The organism is Enterobacter sp. SECR19-1250 (genome assembly GCF_013391025.1).
Taxonomy (GTDB): domain Bacteria; phylum Pseudomonadota; class Gammaproteobacteria; order Enterobacterales; family Enterobacteriaceae; genus Enterobacter; species Enterobacter cloacae.
This window is the reverse complement of record NZ_JACASJ010000246.1, coordinates 1-1,648: the sequence shown is the minus strand read 5'-3', so window position 1 is coordinate 1,648 and position 1,648 is coordinate 1. Positions and strand designations below refer to the sequence as shown.

At 60.1% G+C, this 1,648-nt stretch carries 2 protein-coding genes; both read left to right on the top strand.

All coding sequences use genetic code 11. The features are described 5' to 3' along the window. Positions 1-27: 27 nt before the first annotated feature. Positions 28-375, top strand: coding sequence for an IS66 family insertion sequence element accessory protein TnpB (gene tnpB, locus HX884_RS26325; protein WP_004114612.1), 348 nt, complete (start codon positions 28-30; stop codon positions 373-375). A gap of 49 nt (positions 376-424) precedes the next feature. Further along, a partial coding sequence (locus tag HX884_RS26320; protein ID WP_178329027.1) for an IS66 family transposase occupies positions 425-1,648 on the top strand: 1,224 nt, incomplete at its 3' end.

Here is a 1,648-nt window from a genome sequence, read left to right as displayed (position 1 = left end):
GACTCTGCTGATACAGGAACTGAAGCGATGATCCCGCTACCAACAGGCACCAAAATCTGGCTGGTTGCCGGTATTACCGATATGAGAAACGGCTTCAACGGGCTGGCTGCAAAAGTGCAGACGGCGCTGAAAGACGAACCGATGTCCGGCCATGTCTTCATCTTCCGGGGCCGCAGCGGCAGTCAGGTTAAACTTCTGTGGTCCACCGGCGACGGGCTGTGCCTGCTGACCAAACGGCTGGAGCGCGGGCGCTTCGCCTGGCCGTCAGCTCGCGATGGCAAAGTGTTCCTGACCCCGGCGCAGCTGGCAATGCTGCTGGAAGGCATCGACTGGCGACAGCCGAAGCGGTTGCTGACCTCCCTGACCATGCTGTAGGCTTCTTTATCCTGGTTGTCGCAGAATAAGCCTGGTAAAATGCTGGCTTATGAATGACATCTCTTCTGACGACATCCTTCTGCTGAAACAGCGCCTTGCCGAACAGGAAGCGCTGAACCGTGCCCTGCTGGAAAAGCTGGCAGACCGGGAGCGCGAAATAGACCATCTGCAGGCGCAGCTGGATAAACTTCGCCGGATGAACTTCGGCAGCCGTTCCGAAAAAGTCTCCCGCCGTATCGCACAAATGGAAGCCGATCTGAACCGGCTTCAGAAAGAGAGCGATACGCTGACCGGTCGGGTGGATGACCCGGCAGTACAGCGCACTCTGCGTCAGACCCGCACCCGCAAACCGTTCCCCGAATCACTCCCCCGCGATGAAAAACGCCTGCGGCCAGCGGGTTCCTGCTGCCCGGAGTGTGGTGGTGCGCTGAGTTACCTGGGTGAGGATGCCGCTGAACAGCTGGAGCTGATGCGCAGCGCCTTCCGGGTGATCCGGACCGTACGGGAAAAACATGCCTGCACAAAATGTGATGCCATCGTGCAGGCCCCCGCGCCTTCGCGCCCCATTGAGCGGGGTATCGCCGGACCGGGGCTGATGGCCCGCGTGCTGACCTCAAAGTATGCAGAGCACACACCGCTGTATCGTCAGTCTGAAATATACGGTCGCCAGGGCGTGGAACTGAGCCGTTCACTGCTGTCGGGCTGGGTGGATGCATGCTGCCGGCTGCTGTCCCCGCTGGAGGAGGCGCTTCAGGACTATGTCCTGACTGACGGTAAACTCCATGCCGATGATACCCCGGTCCAGGTGCTGTTGCCGGGCAATAAGAAGACGAAGACCGGGCGGTTGTGGACGTATGTTCGTGATGACCGCAACGCCGGGTCAGCGCTGGCACCGGCGGTGTGGTTCGCCTACAGCCCCGACAGAAAAGGCATCCATCCGCAGACCCATCTTGCGGGGTTCAGCGGTGTGCTACAGGCGGATGCGTACGCCGGGTTCAACGAGCTGTACCGCGATGGCCGGATAACGGAAGCCGCCTGCTGGGCTCACGCCCGCCGTAAAATCCACGATGTGCACGTTCGCACGCCATCAGCCCTGACGGAGGAAGCCCTGAAGCGTATCGGCGAACTGTATGCCGTGGAGGCGGAAATAAGAGGAATGCTGGCGGAACAACGGCTTGCTGAACGTCAGCGGAAAACGAAACCGCTGCTTAGTACCCTGGAAAGCTGGTTGCGTGAAAAAATGAAAACGCTGTCGCGACACTCGGAGCTGGCA

What these genes read in the sequence shown, in the direction of transcription:
- tnpB (WP_004114612.1), top strand. Translation starts at nt 28, where the DNA reads ATGATCCCGCTACCAACAGGCACCAAAATCTGGCTGGTTGCCGGTATT.